Source organism: Acidovorax sp. BL-A-41-H1 (assembly GCF_051942715.1).
On the sequence record NZ_JBPVJQ010000015.1, the window covers coordinates 25,674 to 45,036 of the forward strand.

A 19,363-nucleotide genomic window follows, 5' to 3' on the forward strand; every position below is an offset into this window, starting at 1 on the left:
CGATCTTCTCCATCAGCGCAGCTTAAACGGCCAGATCGTCCTGCGCCGCCAGCCGCGCGCCAAAGCCTGATCGCTCAATGAGTGAACGTGGCTGCTCGTGCAGGTGCTCGATGCGCAGGCGCCCGCCGCGCGCCGCCACGGCCTTGAGCAGCTGGGCCAGCGCATCGAGCCCGGTGGTGTCCAGCGCCACCAGTTCGCTCGCGTCCAGCACCACGTCCAGGCCGGGCGGGCCCGCCTCCACGGCCTGGATGATGGTGTCCAGCTTGGCGGCGGCGCCAAAGAACAGCGCGCCGTGCAGGCGCCAGGTGGCGGCCGGGTGCCGGGGGGTTGCGGCGGTGTCCGGGTCGGGCTGCCGCTCCACGCGGAACAGCGCGCTCATGCGCCGCACAAACAGCGCGCAGGCCATGAACAGGCCCACTTCCACCGCCACCGTGAGGTCGAACACCACGGTAAGGAAAAACGTGCCCAGCATCAGCAGCCGGTAGTGGTTGCTGAAGTGCTTGAGGCGCACAAATTCGTGCCATTCGCCCATGTTCCAGGCCACAAACAGCAGGATGCCCGCCAGCACTGCCAGCGGAATGTGCAGCGCCAGCGGCGCGGCCAACAGCACGATCACGGCCAGCGTGAGCGCATGCACCATGCCCGCAATCGGCGAGGTGGCGCCCGAGCGGATGTTGGTCACCGTGCGCGCGATGGTGCCCGTGGCCGGCATGCCGCCAAAAAATGGCACCACGATATTGGCCAGGCCCTGGGCCACCAGCTCCTGGTTGGGGTCGTGCTTCTTGTGGTGCGGGTCGGTGGCCAGTTGGTCGGCCACACGCGCGCACAGCAGCGACTCGATGGCGCCCAAGAGCGCAATGGTGAGCGTGGGCGTGACCAGCAGGCGCACCGTCTCCCACGAAAAATCGGGCAGCGCAAACACCGGCAGCGCCTGCGGGATGCCGCCAAAGCGCGAGCCGATGGTCTCCACCGGCAGCTGGAGCGCCCAGGCCAGCAGGCTCAGCGTGACCAGGGCGACCACGGGCGCAGGCACGCGCGCAAAGCTGCGCACCGTGTGCTGCTCCAGCACCCGCATCACGGGCGATTCCTTCATCGTGAGCTTGGGCCAGAGGAACAAACCGGCCACGCAGGCCGCGCCCAGCCCGAAGGCATACGGGTTGAAGCTGCCCAGGTGCTGCGCCAATGTGCCCACCTGCGAGAAAAAATTGCCCGGCATGCGCTCGATCGACAGGCCCAGCCAGTCCTTCACCTGCGACAGCGCAATCAGCACCGCAATGCCGTTGGTGAATCCGATCACGATGCTCACCGGCACAAAGCGCACCAGCGTGCCCAGCCGGAACAGGCCCAGCAGCACCAGCAGCACGCCCGCGCAGGCGGTGGAGATCAGCAGGTTGGCCACGCCGTAGCGCTCGACGATGCCGTACACGATCACGATGAACGCGCCCGCCGGCCCGCCAATCTGCACATTGGTACCGCCCAGCGCCGAGATCAGAAAGCCCGCGATGATCGCCGTCCACAGCCCGGCCTCGGGCTTGAGCCCGCTGGCAATCGCAAACGCCATGGCCAGCGGCAGCGCCACGATGCCCACCGTGACCCCCGCCCCCACATCGGCCAGCCAGCGGCTTTTGTCGTAGCCGCGCAGCGCATCGATAAGGCGGGGGTGGAAGGCGAAGCTCAGCGACATGGTGGCGGGTGCTTTCGGGGCGGGGCGACGGGTTTCAGTGTAGGGAGCCAACCCCCAGGCGCCAAGCAGCTTGCATGCCGCGCTGCCGCGCCGCGGATCCTCTTTAGTGGATTTATGCTATATATTTGATAGCTATAAAGGCAATGCTATCAGGCGCAGAGGGCCAAAAAAGCTTGAAAGTTTTGAACTCCGAACGAGCCACGGGCCTGCACGCCGGTGTAGCCATGCCGGGGCTTGGCATGTTGCTTGCTGACCCCGGCCTACCTGCTGCCATGCACTTTTTTTCAGCGCACAGGCTTTCTGTGCCAGCCGACGATGGTTGAATTACCCATGCCCGACACCCCCACCCCAGGCTCCGCCGTGGACGCCGCCGCGCAGGCGGCCACCCTGCGCCACGGCGCGTTCGAAGACGCTCAGGCCCTGTTTGCCGGCACGCTGTTTGTGGCCATGGCGCTCATGCTGTTCAACCAGGCGGGGCTGCTGGTGGGCGGCACGGCGGGCGTGGCGTTTCTGCTGCATTACGTCACCGGCATCTCGTTCGGCAAGTTGTTCTTTGTCGTCAACCTGCCGTTCTACTGGTTCGCCTGGACGCGCATGGGCCGCGAGTTCACCCTCAAGACCTTTGTGTGTGTGGCACTGCTGTCGCTGCTCACCGAATTGTTCCCGCACGTGATGCATGTGGACTACCTCAACCCGCTGTTCGCGTCCTTGCTGGGCGGGTTGCTGCTGGGCACGGGCTGCCTGTTTCTGGCGCGCCACCGCTCCAGCCTGGGCGGCGCCACCGTGGTCTCGCTGTACCTGCAGGCCCGCTACGGCATGCGCGCGGGCAAGGTGCAGATGCTGATCGACGGCACCGTGGTGCTGCTGGCGCTGTTTGTGGTGCCGGTGGAGCGGGTGGCGTATTCGGTGCTGGCGGTGCTGGTGATGAGCGGGTTCTTGTGGATCAGCCACCGCCCGGGGCGGTACGTGGGGCATTGACGGGCCCGGCCATGCCCAGCCGTGCCCCGCACGGACCGGTGGCGAACCAGGCTCAGAACCGGTACAAAAACCCCGCCGTCACCGCAGGCTGGCTGGACCGCTCCACCAGCGGACTGTTCTTGATGGCGCTGCCCAGCCGGGTGCTGCTCACATCCACAAACATCCACTGCCGGGGCGCCAGGGTGTAGCCCACGCGCACGCCCGCCTGCAGGTTCACGGCCGCGCTGCCTGCGTAGGCGGGGCGGCCCGGTCGGGCCTCGTGTTTCTCCACGCCGTAGTAGTAGTCCACGGCCTTGCGGTCCTGGCGCTGTAGGGCCAGGCGCGGGGTGATGTCGAAGGCGCCTGCCTGGAAGCGGCGCTCGGCCTGCAGCGTGAGCTGGTGGCCCTTGCTGTGGCCCGAGGCGTCGGCCAGCAGCTCGGCCGACAGGTCCACCACCCCGGTGTGCCAGGTGGCGGCGGCGCCCAGCCACAGGCTGCCCTTGCGCTCGGCCATGCCCGCCAGGTGGGGCGAGTCCTTGGCCTCGTAGCCCTCGAAGCCAAAGCGGGAGCGCAGCCGCAAGTCCAGGGGGCCCGCCGAGGGCAGCTTGAAGTCCACGCCCGGGCCCATGATGCTGATCCAGCGGTTTTCGTAGGTGACCAGGGGCAGGGGCTGCACCTTGTGGTCAAAGCTGCGGTAGGGCTTGCGGTCGGCGCTCACGGCCAGGCCCAGGCCCCAGGCGGGCTCCTGGGCTTGCTGCTGGGGCTGGGGCTGCTGCGCCCACAGGCTGGCGGGTGCCGCTGCCAGCGTCAGCAGGGCGGCCACGGCCGCCAGGCGGCGGGGGGCGCAAGACAAGGTGTCGGGGAGATGTGTCATGGTTCAGAAGGGTGTGAAGCGGGTGGGTACAGGGCTTGCCAGCGTGGACACCCCGCCGCCGGGGTGGTAGCGTGCGGCGGCACTGCGCTGGAAGGTCGGCCAGCGGGTCGGCTGGCTGGCGGGGCGACTGTAGGAAGCCCGACTTAGCCCAGAGTTAGCGCCCCGGGGCCGGGGGCTTGGGGTCTTCATGCGGCGCTCATCTGGCGCTAAGAATGGCGCGCTAGGCTCCGCCCGGGCCCGTGGACTCATGCGGCGTATTGATCAGAGGAGAACCTGTTGCGCGCACTGCTGGTGGAAGACGACGACATGATCGGGCGCAGCCTTGTGCATGCGCTCAAGGGCGCGGGCTGGTCGGTGGACTGGGTGCGCGACGGCGCCCTGGCACACAGCGCACTGGCCGATGGCGACTACCGCTGCGTGTTGCTGGACCTGGGCCTGCCCGGGCTGGACGGCACCGAGGTGCTGCGCCGCGCCCGTGCGCGCGGCGACCTCACGCCGGTGCTGGTGCTCACCGCCCGCGACGGGCTGGACGACCGCATCCAGGGGCTGGACCTGGGCGCCGACGACTACCTGCTCAAACCCTTCGAGGTGGGCGAACTGCTGGCCCGCATGCGTGCCGTGGTGCGCAGGCGCAGCGGTGTGGCCCAGTCCATCGTGGGCAATGGCGTGGTGCAGCTGGACCTGGCTACGCGCGAGGTGCTGCGCGGCGGTGCGCGCGAAGCCCTTACCGCGCGCGAGTTTGCGCTGCTGCAGGCGCTGCTGGAGCGCCCCGGCGCGATCCTCTCGCGCGAGCAGCTCGAAAACCGCATCTACGGCTGGGGCGAGGAGGTGAGCAGCAACGCGGTGGACGTGCTCATCCACGGCATGCGCCGCAAGCTGGGGCCCGATGCCATTCGCAATGTGCGCGGCCTGGGTTGGCGGGTGGCGGCGGCATGAAGGCCGCCATCGAGACCGGCCGCACAAGCACCGGTGCGCCCAGCCGCTGGTACCACTTCCGCTCGTTGCGTGGGCAGCTGCTGGCGTGGCTGGCGCCCTGGGTGGTGGTGGGCGCGGTGGTGGCGGGCTGGGCGTTCTACGCCAGCTATGGCCTGGTGCTGCACACCTTCATGCAGACCCAGATGGAGGTGCTGGCGCGCTACCACGTGCCCGGCGGCCGGGGCGACGGGCCGCCGCCCCTGCCGGTGCTGAGCGATGAAAGCGTTTTCCAGTGGGGCGCGTTTGTGGTGCAGGTGTGGTCGGCCGATGGCCAGCTGCTGGCCACCTCCAGTGCCAGCCCGCGCGCCGCCGTGCCCTTGCAGGCCGCGCCGGGCCACCGGCTGGTGCAGCAGGGGGCGGGATGGGAGCAGGGCTGGCGGGTGTACACGGCGCCCCCGGCAGCGCCCGGCCAGCAGCGGGTGCAGGTGCTGCAAAGCGAGCAGTTCCTGCAGGAGGAGGTGTGGGGGCGCACCCTGTATGTGCTGCTGCCGCTGGCCCTTCTGGTGCCCGCGCTGCTGTTCACTCTGTGGTGGGTGGTGGGGCGTGCGTCGCGTTCGCTGTGGGTGGTGGCGCAAGAGGTGGCCCGGCGCGACGACCGCAGCCTGGGCGCTATCCCCCTCGGCCCGGCAGGCCGGGTGCCAGAGGAGATCGTGCCGCTGGTGGCCTCGTTCAACGCACTGCTCGCGCGGCTGGGCGAGGCCTTTGCCGCCCAACGCCGCTTTGTGCAGGACGCGGCCCACGAGCTGCGCACCCCCATGGCTGCCATGGCCCTGCAGATGGAAAACCTGCGCCCCTGGGTGCCGCCGGGCGAAGCGCAGCAGCAGTTTGCCCAGCTGGATGCCGGCATGCGGCGCGCACAGCACCTGGTGGGCCAGCTGCTGCGCCTGTCGCGGCAGGAGGCCCCAGCGTCGGCGCAGCCGCCTGCCCCGGTGGACATCACCGCCGTGCTGCGCGACAGCGTGGGCCAGTGGATGCCGCTGGCGGACCAGCGGAACATCGAGGTGGGTTTTGACGGCACCGAGCAGGTGGTGCTGCAGGCCTCGGCCGTGGACCTGCGCAGCGTGTTCGACAACCTGCTGGACAACGCGCTGCGCTACACGCCCGAAGGCGGCTCGGTCGAAGTGCGCCTGCACCGGCTGGATGCGGGGCACGCCGGAAGCCCCGGAGAAGGAAGCGTGGTGGTGGATGTGGTGGACACGGGGCCGGGCATTCCCCCGGACTTGCTGGAGCGTGTGTTCGACCGCTTCTTCCGCGTGCCCGGCACCCCGGCCGATGGCAGCGGGCTGGGCCTGGCCATCACCCGGGCGGCGGCGCTGCGCCAGGGCCTGAGGGTGGAGCTGCTGGCACGCAGCGATGGGGTCAGTGGCCTGGTGGCGCGCGTGCATCTGGCGCCCACTGCCTCATTCGCCGCCAGTTCGGCGCTGACTCGGCGCTGACTCGGCGCTAACTCCGCGCTAAGGCAGGGCTAACGCCAGGCTGAGTCACGCTTCCTAGAGTGGATGCATGTCCATCCTCTTGAGAAAGTTCTTTGTATGAAAACACGCCATCCCCTTGCAAGCCTGGCCTGGGGCCTGCTCTCGCTGTCGGCCCTGGCCGTGGGCCTGGTCTCGCTGCGGTATGCGTTGCCCGGCATGCCGTTTCCGTCCGAGCTGCCCAGCCTGCAGCTGTCGCGCCATGCCTTCATCGTGCATGCGGTCAGTGCGTCGCTGGCGCTGATGCTGGGGCCGTTGCAGTTGCTGGTGGCGCTGCGTCAGCGGTATCCGGCAGCCCACCGGTGGACAGGCCGGGCCTATGTGCTGGCGATTGCCGTGGCCTGGTTGTCATCGCTGCCCTTGGCCGCGAATGCGATGACGGGTGTGGTGGCTGCCGTTGGCTTTTTTGCGCTGGGCCTGGCATGGGTCGTGGCCACTGGCTGGGGCGTGGCCTGCGCGCTGCAGCGGCGGTTTCCTGAGCACCGGCGCTGGATGCTGCGCAGCTACGCCCTCACGGCGGCCGCCATCACGCTGCGCATTTACCTGGGTCTGGGGGCTGCGGCGGGGGTGGACATCGAGGTGTCCTACCCCTTCATCGCCTGGCTGTGCTGGGTGCCCAACCTGCTGGTGGCCGAGTGGTACCTGCGGCGGTCCGGGCCGCAGGCCCGGCTGTCGCCGCTGGGCGCGGCTTGAAGAAACCCGGTGCGCTGGGGGCGCGTGGCCCCCGGGGTTTAGAGCGGCTCACAAAACTCAGCGAAGCGGTTCTGGCTAGGTGCGGCGCCGCAGGCAGTACGAGTAGTACGACAAGACGCTGCAACGACGCCAGAAGCGTTTTGTTAGCCGCTCTTAGCGCACCCGCATGCCTGGGGTGGCGCCCGGCCAGGGGTTGAGCACGTAGATGCCGGGGTTGGCTTTTTCGTCCCCATGGCTGGCGGCCAGCACCATGCCTTCGGAGACGCCAAACTTCATCTTGCGCGGCGCCAGGTTGGCCACCATCACGGTGTGCTTACCCACCAGGTCTGCGGGCTTATAGGCGCTGGCGATACCTGAGAAGACATTGCGCGTGCGGCCTTCGCCCACGTCCAGCGTCAGGCGCAGCAGTTTGGTGGAGCCTTCGACCGGCTCGCAGTTCACGATCAGTGCGATGCGCAGGTCGATCTTGGTGAAGTCGTCGATGGTGATGGTGGGGGCCAGCTCTTCGCCGCCAGGTGCTGCTACGGTTTCTGTAGCTGTTTGGGCTTGTGCAGCGGGCGCAGGGGGCTCAAACAATGCCTCAAGCTGCTCGGGCGTCACGCGCTGCATCAGGTGCTGGTAGGGCTGGATGGCCTGCACGTCGCCCACCGCGTTCCACTGCTGCATGTTCACCCCCACAAAGCCTTGCACGGCCTGGGCCAGGCCCGGTAGCACCGGGGCCAGGTAGCGGGTGAGCGTGGCAAAGGCGTTGACCAGCACCGAGCACACCTGGTGCAGGGCCTCGTTGTTGGCCGCGTCCTTGGCCAGGTCCCAGGGCTTGTTCTGGTCCACATAGGCGTTGACCTTGTCGGCCAGCAGCATGATCTCGCGCGTGGCCTTGCTGTACTCGCGGGTTTCGTACATCTGCGCGATGGCGTCGCTGGCGCCGCGCACCTCGGCCAGCAGGGCTGTGCCTGTGGCACCAAAGTGGCTGGTCAGCTTGCCCTCAAAGCGCTTGGTCAAGAACCCCGCCGCGCGGCTGGCAATGTTCACGTATTTGCCAATCAAATCGCTGTTCACCCGCAGCATGAAGTCTTCGGCATTGAAGTCGATGTCTTCGTTGCGCGCGCTCAGCTTGGCCGCCAGGTAGTAGCGCAGCCATTCGGCGTTCATGTTCAGGCTCAGGTACTTGAGCGGGTCCAGGCCCGTGCCCCGGCTCTTGCTCATCTTCTCGCCGTTGTTCACCGTGAGGAAGCCGTGCACGAAGACGTTGTTGGGCGTCTTGCGGCCGCTGAAGTGCAGCATGGCGGGCCAGAACAGCGTGTGGAAGGTGACGATGTCCTTGCCGATGAAGTGGTACTGCTCCATCGCCGGGTCGGCCATGTAGGCGTCGTAGCTTTCGCCGCGCTTTTCCAGCAGGTTCTTCAGCGATGCCAGGTAGCCCACAGGCGCATCGAGCCACACGTAGAAGTATTTGCCCGGCGCGTCGGGGATCTCGATGCCGAAGTAGGGCGCGTCGCGGCTGATGTCCCAGTCGCCCAGGCCTTCGCTAGTGGTGCCGTCGGGGTTGGTGCGGACGGTGAACCACTCCTTGATCTTGTTGGCCACCTCGGGCTGCAGCTTGCCGTCTTGGGTCCAGTTCTCCAGAAACTCCACGCAGCGCGGGTCCGAGAGCTTGAAGAAGAAATGCTCGGAGTGTTTCAGCTCTGGCTTGGCGCCGCTCAGGGCCGAGAAGGGGTTGATCAGGTCCGTGGGCGCGTACACGGTGCCGCACACCTCGCAGTTGTCGCCGTACTGGTCCTTGGCGTGGCACTTGGGGCATTCGCCCTTGATGTAGCGGTCGGGCAGGAACATGTTCTTCTCGGGGTCGAAGAACTGCTCGATGGTGCGCACTTCGATCAGGCTGCCGTCGGCGCGGTCGCGCAGGTCGCGGTAGATCTGGCGGGCCAGCTCGTGGTTTTCTGGCGCGTCGGTGCTGTGCCAGTTGTCAAAGCTGATGTGAAAGCCGTCCAGGTACTGCTTGCGGCCCGCTGCGATGTCGGCCACGAACTGCTGGGGCGTTTTCCCTGCCTTTTCGGCGGCAATCATGATGGGCGCGCCGTGGGTGTCGTCGGCACCCACAAAATTCACCGCGTTGCCCTGCATGCGCTGGAACCGCACCCAGATGTCGGCCTGGATGTATTCCATGATGTGGCCGATGTGGAAGTTGCCGTTGGCGTACGGCAGGGCGGTGGTAACGAAGAGTTTGCGAGCGGATGACGTCATGAAAAGCGGCTTTCTCAGGCGGAACCCGCGATTTTAGGCGGTCGGCAGTATCCCTGGCCGTGGCGTGCGCTGTGCAGGCCTCTCCAGGTCGCGCAGGTGCCAATCTGGGCGTGCGTGTTGGCCCCTGATGGCGCCACAATGCCCCGCATTCCAACCATCAACAGGAGACAACACATGGCGAGCACATGGGCAAAACGGGTGGGGTGGGGTGTGGGCGGCGCCGTGGTGGCGGTGGCCGCATACCTGGCGGCATGGCCCGTGCCCATTCAGCCAGTGGCATGGACTGCGCCTGCCGCGCCCGGCTACCAGGGCGTGCACACCCCCAACCAGCGCCTGGCCCGGCTGAACATCATCGACCTGAAAGGCGAGGTGGGTCCGGAGCACATTGCATTCGGCAAGGACGGCAAGCTCTACACCACCGTGCTCAGCGGCAACATCCTGCGCATGAACCCGGACGGCTCGGGCCAGGAGGTGTTTGCCAACACGGGCGGGCGGGTGCTGGGCTTTGACTTTGACGCAGCGGGCAACCTGATCGCTGCCGATGCCATCAAGGGCCTGCTGTCCATCGCGCCGGATGGCAAGGTTACTGTGCTGGCCGACAAGGTGGGCGGCGACCCCATCCGCTACGCCGACGCCGTGGTGGTGGCCGAGAACGGCAAGATGTACCTGAGCGACGCCTCCACCCGTTTTGCGCCCAAGGACTGGGGCGGCACGTTTGAAGCGAGCGTGCTCGACATCCTGGAGCAGGCCAGCACCGGCCGCGTGATCGAATACGACCCCGCCACCCGCAGCACCCGCGTGGTGGCCCGGGGCATCAGCTTTGCCAACGGCGTTGCGCTGAGCCAGGACGAAAAGCACCTGTTCGTCAACGAAACCGGCAAATACCGGGTGTGGAAGATTGCGGTGGACGCGAATGACCTCGACATCGGCCAGCCAGGCTCCCAGGCCCACGTGCTGCTGGACAACCTGCCCGGCTACCCCGACAACCTGATGCGCGGGCAGGGCGGCAAGGTGTGGCTGGGTTTTGCCAAGCCGCGCGGGGCGGCCATCGACAACATGGCAGGCAAGCCCTGGCTGCGCAGCCTGACCCTGCGCCTGCCGCGTGCGCTGTGGCCCATTCCCCAGCCCTACGGCCATGTGATCGCGTTCACTGACGATGGCAAGGTGGTGGCCGACCTGCAGGACCCGAGCGGTGCCTACCCCGAGACCACGGCCATCACCGAGACCGCCGACCGGCTGTATGTGCAGAGCCTGCACGCGCATGGCCTGGGCTGGTTGCCCAACAAGCCTTAGGGCTCAATCCCGGGGCGCCTCCGGCGGCTCTCCGTGGTGCCTTGTCTTCACTTCGGCGCCGGTGTCCGTCCAGCCAAAGAACTTGCACACCTCGGCCCGCATGGCCAGGGTGTCGGCCCGGCCCAAGGCCATCAGCTCCTGCGTGTAGCCGGATTCGAACAGCAGGTAGCTGGCCAGCGCCGCGCCGCGCACATCGGCCATGTTGGATGTGACGCCCAGGGCGCCCAGCATGGTGCGCACGGGGCCGGGCAGGTCGCCCACATGGCGTGCGGCCACGGCGTCCAGGCGCTGTGACGGGGCGATCACCAGCAGCTCGATGGGGCGCAGCGCGCTGTGCAGGCGCTTTTCTTCGGGGATGAGGGACAGGGTCTGGTTGATGCGCTGCACGCGCTCCACGTCCACCGCCAGCGCATCCAGAAAGATGTTGGACAGCGCATGCCCGGCGATCTGCGCCAGCGTGGGGTAGGTGGCTGTGGGGTTGGCGGCGGCGTCGCCCTTGGGCTCGTGCATGCGGCCCGCACCGATCACCAGGATGCGCTCGGCTCCCAGGTGGATGGCTGGAGCGATGGGCGCTGACTGGCGCATGGAGCCGTCGCCAAAGTATTCGATGTGGTCATCGACCTCGATGCCCTTGGCCGGAAAGATGAACGGGATGGCCGAGGACGCGAGCAGGTGCTCGTGCGTGATGCGGTCGCTGGCCGCCTTGCGCTGCGAGCGCACCCAGGGTTTGACGGGCGTGGCGGCTTCGAAAAAGGTGACGTGCTCGCCCGAGCTGTAGCTGGACGCCGTCACGGCCAGGGCGGTGAGGTGGCCCTTGCGGATCAGCCGGGGCAGGCGCACCAGCGGCACCATCTTGACCAGCAGCTTCTCCAGCGGTGTGTTGTCCAGCAGCGACTTGGGCCGCATGCGCCGCCAGCGCGCCAGCGCCCAGCCCAGCGATACCAGCGTGAGCCAGCGCGCACCGCTGCGCATCACGCTCAGCGAATCGGCGCCATACACCTGGCTGGCATGGAACTGCCGCCACACGCGCGCGATGCGGCGCACGGCGCGGTCAAAGTGGTCAGCCCCGCAGGCCAGCGCGGCGGCATTGATGGCCCCGGCCGAGGTGCCGGTGATGATGGGAAAGGGGTTGGGGCCATCGCCTTCGCCGCAGGCCAGGCGCAGGTCGGCAATCGCCTCCAGCACCCCCACCTGGTAGGCAGCGCGGGCGCCGCCGCCGGTCAGCAGCAGGCCGGTGGCGGGGATGGAGGGCGCTGCGCCCGGGGTGTCCGAAGAAGGGGGCATGAAGACTGGAATGAAGCGGGATGCGGGCCGATGCCCTGAGTGTGGAGGGGCACCTCACGCGTTTCATGTGGGAAAACCCGCATGGAGCAACACCTTCCCAGCCGCTCAGCCCTTGAGCAGCAGCTGCGCCACCGCATCACCCTGCAGCACCACGATGCCGTGGTCGCGGGCGTAGATGCGGGCGTTGTCGCTCACCTGCCCCAGCGCCGCCACATACACACCCGCCGAGGCGTCGGCCGCCACCATGGCCGCCTGCAGCTCGCGCAGGGGCTCCACGCCGTGGGTCGCGGCCTTCCAGCGTTTGGCGCTGACCAGGGTGGTCTTGCCGCCCAGGGTCAGGCGCATGTCGGCGGCGTTGTTGCCGCCCGTGCCCAGGCGCTCCACGGTGTAACCCGCGCGCTCCCAGGCGGTGGCCAGGGTGTCGGCAAAGCTGCGCCAGGGCATGCTGGCCACGGCGTCGAGCATTTCGGCCACCTTGGCGGGGTTGGGGGCGCGCAATTGCTTCCAGGCCGCCATGCAGCCCACCACAAAGATGGGGAAACCCGCCAGCGCGCCCACCACAAAGTATTCCTTGGGTAAAAACGCCCCGGCCGCCAGCGTGATGAGACCCACCACCACAAAGCTGATCCACCACGGCGAGCGCAGCAGCACGGCAAACAGGGAGTTTTCGGACATCTTGAATTTCACGGGAGGCCTTTTTGGGAGAGTGCGACGATGCAATGCGGTGCGCATTGTCCTTCAGCGCCAGGGGGCGGGAGCTTGGGAATAGACTACCGGCCCCACAGGAGTTAATTGAATGGCAGTCACCGAACAGGGCCTATTGGCCGCTCTCTCCAGCGTGCTGGACCCCCACACAGGCAAGGATTTTGTCAGCACCCGCGCCCTGCGCAATGTGCAGATCACCGGTGGCGACGTGGCCTTCGACGTGGAACTGGGCTATCCCGCCAAGAGCCTGGTGCCCGAGCTGCGCCGCAGCCTGGTGGCCGCTGCCAAGGGGGTGGCGGGGGTGGACAACGTGTCCGTCAACATCACCACCAAGGTCATCGCCCATGCCGTGCAGCGCGGCGTGCAGCTGCTGCCCCAGGTCAAGAACATCATCGCCGTGGCGTCTGGCAAGGGCGGGGTGGGCAAGAGCACCACGGCCGCCAACCTGGCCCTGGCCCTGGCGGCCGAAGGCGCCAGCGTGGGCGTGCTGGACGCCGACATCTACGGCCCCAGCCAGCCCATGATGCTGGGCATCAACCGCCGCCCCGAAAGCGAAGACGGCAAGACCATGGAGCCGCTGGAGAACTACGGCGTGCAGGTGATGTCCATCGGGTTCCTGGTGGACCAGGACGAAGCCATGATCTGGCGCGGCCCCATGGCCACCCAGGCGCTGGAGCAGCTGCTGCGCCAGACCAACTGGAAAGACCTGGACTACCTCATCATCGACATGCCGCCCGGCACCGGCGACATCCAGCTCACGCTGAGCCAGCGCGTGCCCATGACCGGCGCCGTCATCGTCACCACCCCGCAGGACATTGCCCTGCTGGACGCCAAGAAGGGCATCAAGATGTTCGAAAAGGTGGGTGTTCCCATCCTGGGCATCGTCGAGAACATGGCCGCCCACGTCTGCAGCAACTGCGGCCATGTGGAGCACATCTTTGGCGCCGATGGCGGCAAGAAGATGGCCGCCGACTACGGCATGGACTACCTGGGCGCGCTGCCGTTGAACATGAGCATCCGCCTGCAGGCCGACAGCGGCAAGCCCACCGTGGTGGCCGACCCGGATGGTGAGGTCGCCGCCATCTACAAGAAGGTGGCGCGCGATGTGGCGGTGAAGATCGCCCAGCAGGCCAAGGACTTCTCCAGCAAGTTCCCCACCATCTCGATCAGCAAGAACACCTGATCTTCCCGAGCCGCCTGAGCCGCCCCCACGCGCCATGAACCTGCTCGCGTCCCTGCGCTATCTGGTGGCGCTGCACGAGCACCGGCACTTTGGCCGGGCGGCGCAGGCCTGCCACATCACGCAGCCAGCGCTGTCCAACGCGCTGCGCGCGCTGGAAAAGGAGTTTGGCGTGGTGGTGGTGCGCCGGGGGCGCAGCTTCGAGGGCTTCACGCCCGAGGGCGAGCGCGTGCTGGCCACGGCCCAGCGCATGCTGCACGAGCACCAGGTGCTGCAGCAGGACCTGATCAGCGACGCCGCCCACCCGCGCGGCACGCTGCGCCTGGGCGCGGTGCCCACCGCCATGCCCATCCTGGCGCGGTTTGCGGCGCAGCTGCAGGCGCGGCACCCGGGCATCGTGCCGGTGGCGCTGTCGATGAGCTCGCAGGCGCTGGAGGCAGGGCTGGAGAACATTGCGCTCGACCTGGCGCTGGGCTACACCGAGCGCATGCCCGCACGCGGCGGGCCGCTGCGGGCCTGGCCGCAGTATGTGGAGCACTATTTTCTGCTGCGCCGCGCACCGCGCCCGCCCAAGGGCGCAGCGCGCGGGCTGCAGATCGGCCCGCCCATGGCCTGGGCGGATGCGGCGGTGCTGCCGTTGTGCCTGCTGACCCCCGAGATGCATAACCGCAGCCTGGTGGATGGTGCCTTTCGCAGCGCAGGCGCCAAGGTGATGCCCGCCATGGAAACCGATTCGGTGCTGACCCTGGCGCTGAGCGTGGTGGCAGGCAACGTGTGCAGCGTGTTGCCCGGCGCGCTGGTCGATGCCGTGCGCGGCCATGAGGGGCTGGAGGCGCTGCCGTTGACGGGGCCGGTGCTGACCACGCCGATTGGCTTCATGTCGCACCGCCAGGTACAGCCCACCCGCGCCCTCGATGCGGCGCTGGCACTGGCGCAGGACCCCGACTGGCTCCAGCACGCCGCAGCACACAGTGGGCTTCTGGTCGCCGATTGAGCGCTGACCGCACGGGTTGCGGTGGTTGATTCATGGGCCGTTGCAAAAGCGGCCGTTTCATTTGTTTTTGTTATCGACCCATGTGCATCGGCAATTTGACGCCGCACGCGCCCCTGGCCGACACTGCGGCGGCGCGCCTGGCCTATGCAGGCGTCTTCATACAAAACAACGCCCCCACGCCCCCGGTCCATGCACCTTGCCCCCGAAGCCCACCCCGCAACCGTTGTCGCCGCCGTGTCGGTCAACGACATGCGCGAGCGTATCCGCCGCAAAAGCCGCCTCAAAGGCCGCCAGCCTGAAGATGCCGCCATGGCCGAAGTGGCGCAGTTGCTGGGCCCGCGCCCGGCCACCGGTTTTCGGCGCGACCTGCTCATCGAATACCTGCACCGCCTGAACGACCACTTTGGCGTGCTGCACGACCGGCACCTGGTGGCTCTCGCCAAGCAGATGAACCTGCCGATGGCCGAGGTGTACGAGGTGGCGAGCTTCTACCACCACTTCGACATCGTGCGTGGCGAAGACGCCCAGGCACCGCGCCTGGTGCTGCGGGTGTGCGACAGCCTGAGCTGCAGCCTGGCGGGCGCGCGCGAGCTGCTGGCCGCGTTGCCCGAACGCCTGCGCGCGGCCGGTCAGGGCGATGTGCAGGTGTTGGCTGTGCCTTGCGTGGGCCGCTGCGAGCAGGCGCCCGTGGCCGTGGTGCACCAGTGCCCGGTGCCGCACGCCACGGTCGATACCGTGCTGGAGGTGGTGGAATCCAACCCAAAAAGGGCTCTTGCGTTCCACCCACAAGCGCTGACAGCTATCAATTTTGATGTTGCGGCGCTGGCGGAGAAGAGCATTCCCCTGTCACCCGGCGAGGTCAGCCCCGCCCACACCGACCTGGCCACCTACCGCGCCCACGGCGGCTACCAGACGGCCGCTGCGCTGGTGAATGGCGAGATGGATGCCGAGGCCGTGCTCGCGGCCATGGAGGACTCGGGCCTGCGCGGCCTGGGCGGCGCGGGCTTCCCGGCGGGGCGCAAGTGGCGCATCGTGCGGGATCAGCTCGCACCACGCCTGATGGCCGTCAACATCGACGAAGGTGAGCCCGGCACCTTCAAGGACCGCACTTACCTCGAACGCGACCCGCACCGTTTTCTGGAAGGCGTGCTCATCGCCGCCCAGGTCGTGGGCACCGAAGCCATCTATATCTATTTGCGCGACGAGTACCACGGCTGCCGCGCGCTGCTGCAAAAGGCCCTGGACGACCTGCGCGCCGAGCCGCCCTGCCACCTGCCGCACATCGAGCTGCGGCGCGGTGCGGGCGCCTATATCTGCGGCGAAGAGTCGGCCATGATCGAGAGCATCGAAGGCAAACGCGGCGAACCCCGCATGCGCCCGCCCTACATCGCGCAGGTCGGCCTGTTCGGCCGGCCCACGCTGGAGCACAACTTTGAAACCCTGTACTGGGTGCGCGACATCGTCGAGCGCGGGCCACAGTGGTTTGCCAGCTTCGGCCGCCATGGCCGCAAGGGGCTGCGGTCTTTCAGCGTGAGCGGCCGCGTGAAGCACCCGGGCGTGAAGCTCGCCCCGGCCGGCATCACGGTGCAGGAACTCATCGACGAATACTGCGGCGGTTTGCTGGACGGGCACCAGCTTTATGCCTACCTGCCCGGCGGTGCATCGGGCGGCATCCTGCCCGCCAGTCTTAACCACATTCCGCTCGACTTCGACACGCTGCAGCCCTACGGCTGCTTCATCGGCTCGGCCGCCGTCATTGTGCTCAGCCAGCACGACCGCGCGCGCGATGCGGCGCTGAATGTGATGCGGTTTTTTGAACATGAAAGCTGCGGCCAGTGCACGCCCTGCCGTGTGGGCACGGCCAAGGCGGCCACGCTGATGGAAGCTCCGCAGTGGGACGAAGAGTTGCTTGACGACCTCGCGCAGGTCATGGGCGATGCCTCCATCTGCGGCCTGGGCCAGGCGGCGCCCAACCCCATCCGCTGCATCCACAAATACTTTGCGCACGAGGTGGGTGAAGCGCCGTGGCCGGGCGATTTGCCCAAGCCGCGCAACAGTCCGCTGACCGAGCAATTGCCCGGAGGGTTGAAGCCATGAGCGCCGTGTTGACACCTACTGCTGCGGCGCAGCCCGCCGTGGCCTTCGAGCTGGACGGCCAGCCCGTGACAGCCCATCCCGGCGAAACCATCCTGAAGGCCGCGCAGCGCCACGGCGTGGAGATTCCGCACCTTTGCTATAGCGACGGCCTGCGTCCCGACGGCAACTGCCGCGCCTGCGTGGTTGAGATCGCGGGCGAACGCACGCTGGCCCCCAGCTGCTGCCGCGCGCCGACTGAAGGCATGAAGGTGCAGGCGGCCAGCCCGCGCGCCCGCAAGAGCCAACAGATGGTGGTGGAGATGCTGCTGTCCGACATGCCGGACGTGGGATACCGGTGGAACGATCAAAAGGAAATTACTCCTAAATTGATAGCTTATGGCGCTTATCTATCAAGCGCTAGCGGACAATTTGACTCAAAAAATCCAGAAACGATAGGCCAGCACGGCGAGCTGAGCGCCTGGGCGGACCGCCTGGGCGTGGCCGTGCGCCCCGCGCTCCAGGCCCTGCGCCGCGAGCAGCCCGCGCCCGACCTGAGCCACCCGGCCATGGCCGTCAACCTGGACGCCTGCATCCAGTGCAACCGCTGTGTGCGTGCCTGCCGCGAGGAGCAGGTCAACGATGTGATCGGCTACGCGCTGCGCGGGGCGGACAGCAAGATCGTCTTCGACCTCGACGACCCCATGGCCGAGAGCACTTGCGTGGCCTGCGGCGAATGTGTGCAGGCCTGCCCCACGGGCGCACTCAGCCCCAAGACGCACATCGGCTCGCAAGCGGTGGACCGCAAGGTCGATTCGGTCTGCCCTTTCTGCGGCGTGGGTTGCCTCATCACCTACAACGTGCGGGATGAAAAGATCATCAGCGTCGAGGGCCGCGATGGTCCCGCCAACCATGGCCGCCTGTGCGTGAAGGGGCGCTTTGGTTTCGACTACGCCCACCACCCCGACCGCCTGACGGTGCCGCTCATCCGCAAGCCCGGCGTGCCCAAGGAGGTGCGCCCCTACGGTGCCGACTGGCAGGGCACGTTCCGCGAAGCGACCTGGGACGAGGCGCTGGACCTGGCCGCAGGCCGGCTCAAGACCCTGCGCGACACGCACGGCCCCAAGGCGCTCGCTGGCTTCGGCTCGGCCAAGGGCAGCAACGAAGAGGCCTACCTGTTCCAGAAGCTGGTGCGCACCGGTTTTGGCAGCAACAACGTGGACCACTGCACGCGGCTTTGCCATGCGTCCAGCGTGGCGGCGCTGCTCGAAGGCGTGGGCTCGGGCGCGGTGAGCAACCCGGTGAACGATGTGGAGCATGCCGAGCTGATCTTCGTGATCGGATCCAACCCCACAGCCAACCACCCCGTGGCTGCCACCTGGATGAAGAACGCGGCCCAGCGCGGCGCCAAGATCGTGCTGGCCGACCCGCGCGTGACCGACATCGGCCGGCATGCGTGGCGCACGCTGCAGTTCAAGGCCGATACCGATGTGGCCCTGCTCAATGCGCTCATCCACACGGTGATCGACGAGGGCTTGGTGGATGAGGCCTTCATCCAGGATCGCGCCAACAACTTCGAGGCCCTCAAGGCCAACGTGATGGGCTGCAGCCCCGAGGCCATGGCGCCCGTGTGCGGGATCCCGGCCGAGACGCTGCGCGAAGTGGCGCGCGCGTTTGCCACGGCCAAGTCCTCGATGATCCTCTGGGGCATGGGCGTGAGCCAGCACGTGCATGGCACCGACAATGCGCGCTGCCTGATCGCCCTGTGCGCCGTCACGGGCCAGATCGGCAAGCCCGGCTCGGGCCTGCACCCGCTGCGCGGGCAGAACAATGTGCAGGGAGCGAGCGACGCGGGCCTGATCCCCATGATGTTCCCCAACTACCAGCGCGTGGACAACGCTGGGGCACATGCGTGGTTTGAGGACTTCTGGGGCACAAAGCTCGATGAAGCGCCGGGCTACACCGTGGTGGAGATCATGCACAAGGCCCTGGCGTCGGACAGCGACCCGCACAAGGTGCGCGGCATGTACATCATGGGCGAGAACCCGGCCATGAGCGACCCTGACCTGAACCACGCGCGCCACGCGCTGGCCAGCCTCTCGCACCTGGTGGTGCAGGACATCTTTTTGACCGAAACCGCCTGGCTGGCCGACGTGGTGCTGCCCGCCAGTGCCTGGCCGGAGAAGACCGGCACCGCCAGCAACACCGACCGCATGGTGCAGATGGGCCGCCGCGCCTTGAACCCGCCGGGCGATGCGCGGCCGGACCTGTGGATCATTCAGCAACTTGCTCGACGGATGGGGCTGGATTGGAACTACGAGGGTGAAGAATCCGGCGTAGCCGCCGTGTACGACGAGATGCGCCAGGCCATGCACGCCAGCATCGAGGGCATCACCTGGGACCGGCTGGAGCGCGACTCCAGCGTGACCTACCCCTGTCTCACGCCCGATGACCCGGGCCAGCCCATCGTGTTCACGCAGCAGTTCCCAACGCCCACGGGGCGCCTCAAGCTCGTGCCCGTCAGCGTGATCCCGGCGGCCGAAAAGCCCGACGCCGACTACCCCCTGGTGCTCATCACCGGCCGCCAGCTGGAGCATTGGCACACCGGCAGCATGACGCGGCGCAGCACCGTGCTGGACGCCATCGAACCCATGGCCACTGCGTCGCTGCATGGCGACGAGCTGGCACGGCTGGGGGTGGAGCCGGGCGCGCTGGTGGGCATCCGCTCGCGGCGCGGCATGCTGCAGGTGCGCGTGCGGCGCGACGACGGCACGCCGCGCGGCACGGTGTTCATGCCCTTTGCGTACGTGGAGGCAGCGGCCAATTTGCTGACCAATGCGGCGCTGGACCCGTTTGGCAAGATCCCGGAGTTCAAGTACTGCGCGGTGGCAGTCGAAGTGCTGGAAGGGGCTGCAAGCTGACGGTGCGCAAGGGG

The 19,363-nt window shown here is 67.7% G+C and carries 14 protein-coding genes; 9 read left to right on the forward strand and 5 right to left on the reverse strand.

The window, feature by feature from the left end:
- Positions 1-22: 22 nt before the first annotated feature.
- Complete coding sequence (locus tag ACTPOI_RS26430; RefSeq protein ID WP_440114777.1) at positions 23-1,684, reverse strand: SulP family inorganic anion transporter; 1,662 nt, start codon at positions 1,682-1,684, stop codon at positions 23-25.
- Between the two features lie 330 nt (positions 1,685-2,014).
- On the opposite strand from ACTPOI_RS26430, the gene ACTPOI_RS26435 reads away from it, so the two are divergent.
- Positions 2,015-2,662 carry a YitT family protein gene (locus ACTPOI_RS26435; RefSeq protein ID WP_094291287.1) on the forward strand — a complete coding sequence of 216 codons (648 nt, stop codon included), beginning with the start codon at positions 2,015-2,017 and terminating at the stop codon, positions 2,660-2,662.
- A gap of 52 nt (positions 2,663-2,714) precedes the next feature.
- On the opposite strand, the gene ACTPOI_RS26440 is transcribed toward ACTPOI_RS26435, so the two are convergent.
- Complete coding sequence (locus ACTPOI_RS26440) at positions 2,715-3,515, reverse strand: MipA/OmpV family protein (protein ID WP_440114781.1); 801 nt, start codon at positions 3,513-3,515, stop codon at positions 2,715-2,717.
- A gap of 276 nt (positions 3,516-3,791) precedes the next feature.
- Here ACTPOI_RS26440 and ACTPOI_RS26445 point away from each other — a divergent pair, with 276 nt between their 5' ends.
- From ACTPOI_RS26445 to ACTPOI_RS26455, 3 genes are all read left to right on the forward strand, one after another.
- On the forward strand, positions 3,792-4,451 hold the full coding sequence (locus ACTPOI_RS26445; protein WP_094291285.1) for a response regulator: 660 nt from the start codon (positions 3,792-3,794) through the stop codon (positions 4,449-4,451).
- A complete protein-coding gene (locus tag ACTPOI_RS26450; protein ID WP_440114786.1) occupies positions 4,448-5,926 on the forward strand; it encodes a sensor histidine kinase in 1,479 nt (492 codons plus the stop codon). Before ACTPOI_RS26445 ends, ACTPOI_RS26450 begins: the two co-directional genes overlap by 4 nt.
- 96 nt (positions 5,927-6,022) lie before the next feature.
- Positions 6,023-6,655: a DUF2306 domain-containing protein gene (locus ACTPOI_RS26455; protein WP_440114789.1), complete on the forward strand. Its 633-nt coding sequence runs from the start codon at positions 6,023-6,025 to the stop codon at positions 6,653-6,655.
- A gap of 153 nt (positions 6,656-6,808) precedes the next feature.
- Here ACTPOI_RS26455 and metG read toward each other — a convergent pair whose 3' ends face one another.
- Positions 6,809-8,899 carry a methionine--tRNA ligase gene (gene metG, locus ACTPOI_RS26460; protein ID WP_440114792.1) on the reverse strand — a complete coding sequence of 697 codons (2,091 nt, stop codon included), beginning with the start codon at positions 8,897-8,899 and terminating at the stop codon, positions 6,809-6,811.
- Between the two features lie 174 nt (positions 8,900-9,073).
- On the opposite strand from metG, the gene ACTPOI_RS26465 reads away from it, so the two are divergent.
- On the forward strand, positions 9,074-10,192 hold the full coding sequence (locus tag ACTPOI_RS26465; protein ID WP_440114795.1) for an SMP-30/gluconolactonase/LRE family protein: 1,119 nt from the start codon (positions 9,074-9,076) through the stop codon (positions 10,190-10,192).
- Between the two features lie 3 nt (positions 10,193-10,195).
- Here the strand turns inward: ACTPOI_RS26465 and ACTPOI_RS26470 are convergent, their stop codons facing one another.
- On the reverse strand, positions 10,196-11,476 hold the full coding sequence (locus ACTPOI_RS26470; RefSeq protein ID WP_440114798.1) for a patatin-like phospholipase family protein: 1,281 nt from the start codon (positions 11,474-11,476) through the stop codon (positions 10,196-10,198).
- Positions 11,477-11,581: 105 nt separating this feature from the next.
- Positions 11,582-12,151 carry a restriction endonuclease gene (locus ACTPOI_RS26475; protein ID WP_440114801.1) on the reverse strand — a complete coding sequence of 190 codons (570 nt, stop codon included), beginning with the start codon at positions 12,149-12,151 and terminating at the stop codon, positions 11,582-11,584.
- A gap of 121 nt (positions 12,152-12,272) precedes the next feature.
- On the opposite strand from ACTPOI_RS26475, the gene apbC reads away from it, so the two are divergent.
- The 4 genes from apbC (at position 12,273) to fdhF (ending at position 19,349) form a co-directional block, all read left to right on the forward strand.
- Positions 12,273-13,364: an iron-sulfur cluster carrier protein ApbC gene (apbC, locus tag ACTPOI_RS26480; RefSeq protein ID WP_094291281.1), complete on the forward strand. Its 1,092-nt coding sequence runs from the start codon at positions 12,273-12,275 to the stop codon at positions 13,362-13,364.
- A 34-nt stretch (positions 13,365-13,398) separates the two neighbouring features.
- Positions 13,399-14,355: a LysR substrate-binding domain-containing protein gene (locus ACTPOI_RS26485; RefSeq protein WP_440114805.1), complete on the forward strand. Its 957-nt coding sequence runs from the start codon at positions 13,399-13,401 to the stop codon at positions 14,353-14,355.
- Between the two features lie 189 nt (positions 14,356-14,544).
- Entirely contained in the window at positions 14,545-16,452 is a 1,908-nt protein-coding gene (locus ACTPOI_RS26490; RefSeq protein ID WP_440114808.1) for an NAD(P)H-dependent oxidoreductase subunit E, read from the forward strand.
- Positions 16,449-19,349, forward strand: a complete 2,901-nt coding sequence (gene fdhF / locus ACTPOI_RS26495; protein ID WP_440114811.1) for a formate dehydrogenase subunit alpha — start codon at positions 16,449-16,451, stop codon at positions 19,347-19,349. The genes ACTPOI_RS26490 and fdhF overlap by 4 nt, the downstream gene beginning before the upstream one ends.
- The last annotated feature ends 14 nt before the right edge of the window (positions 19,350-19,363 follow it).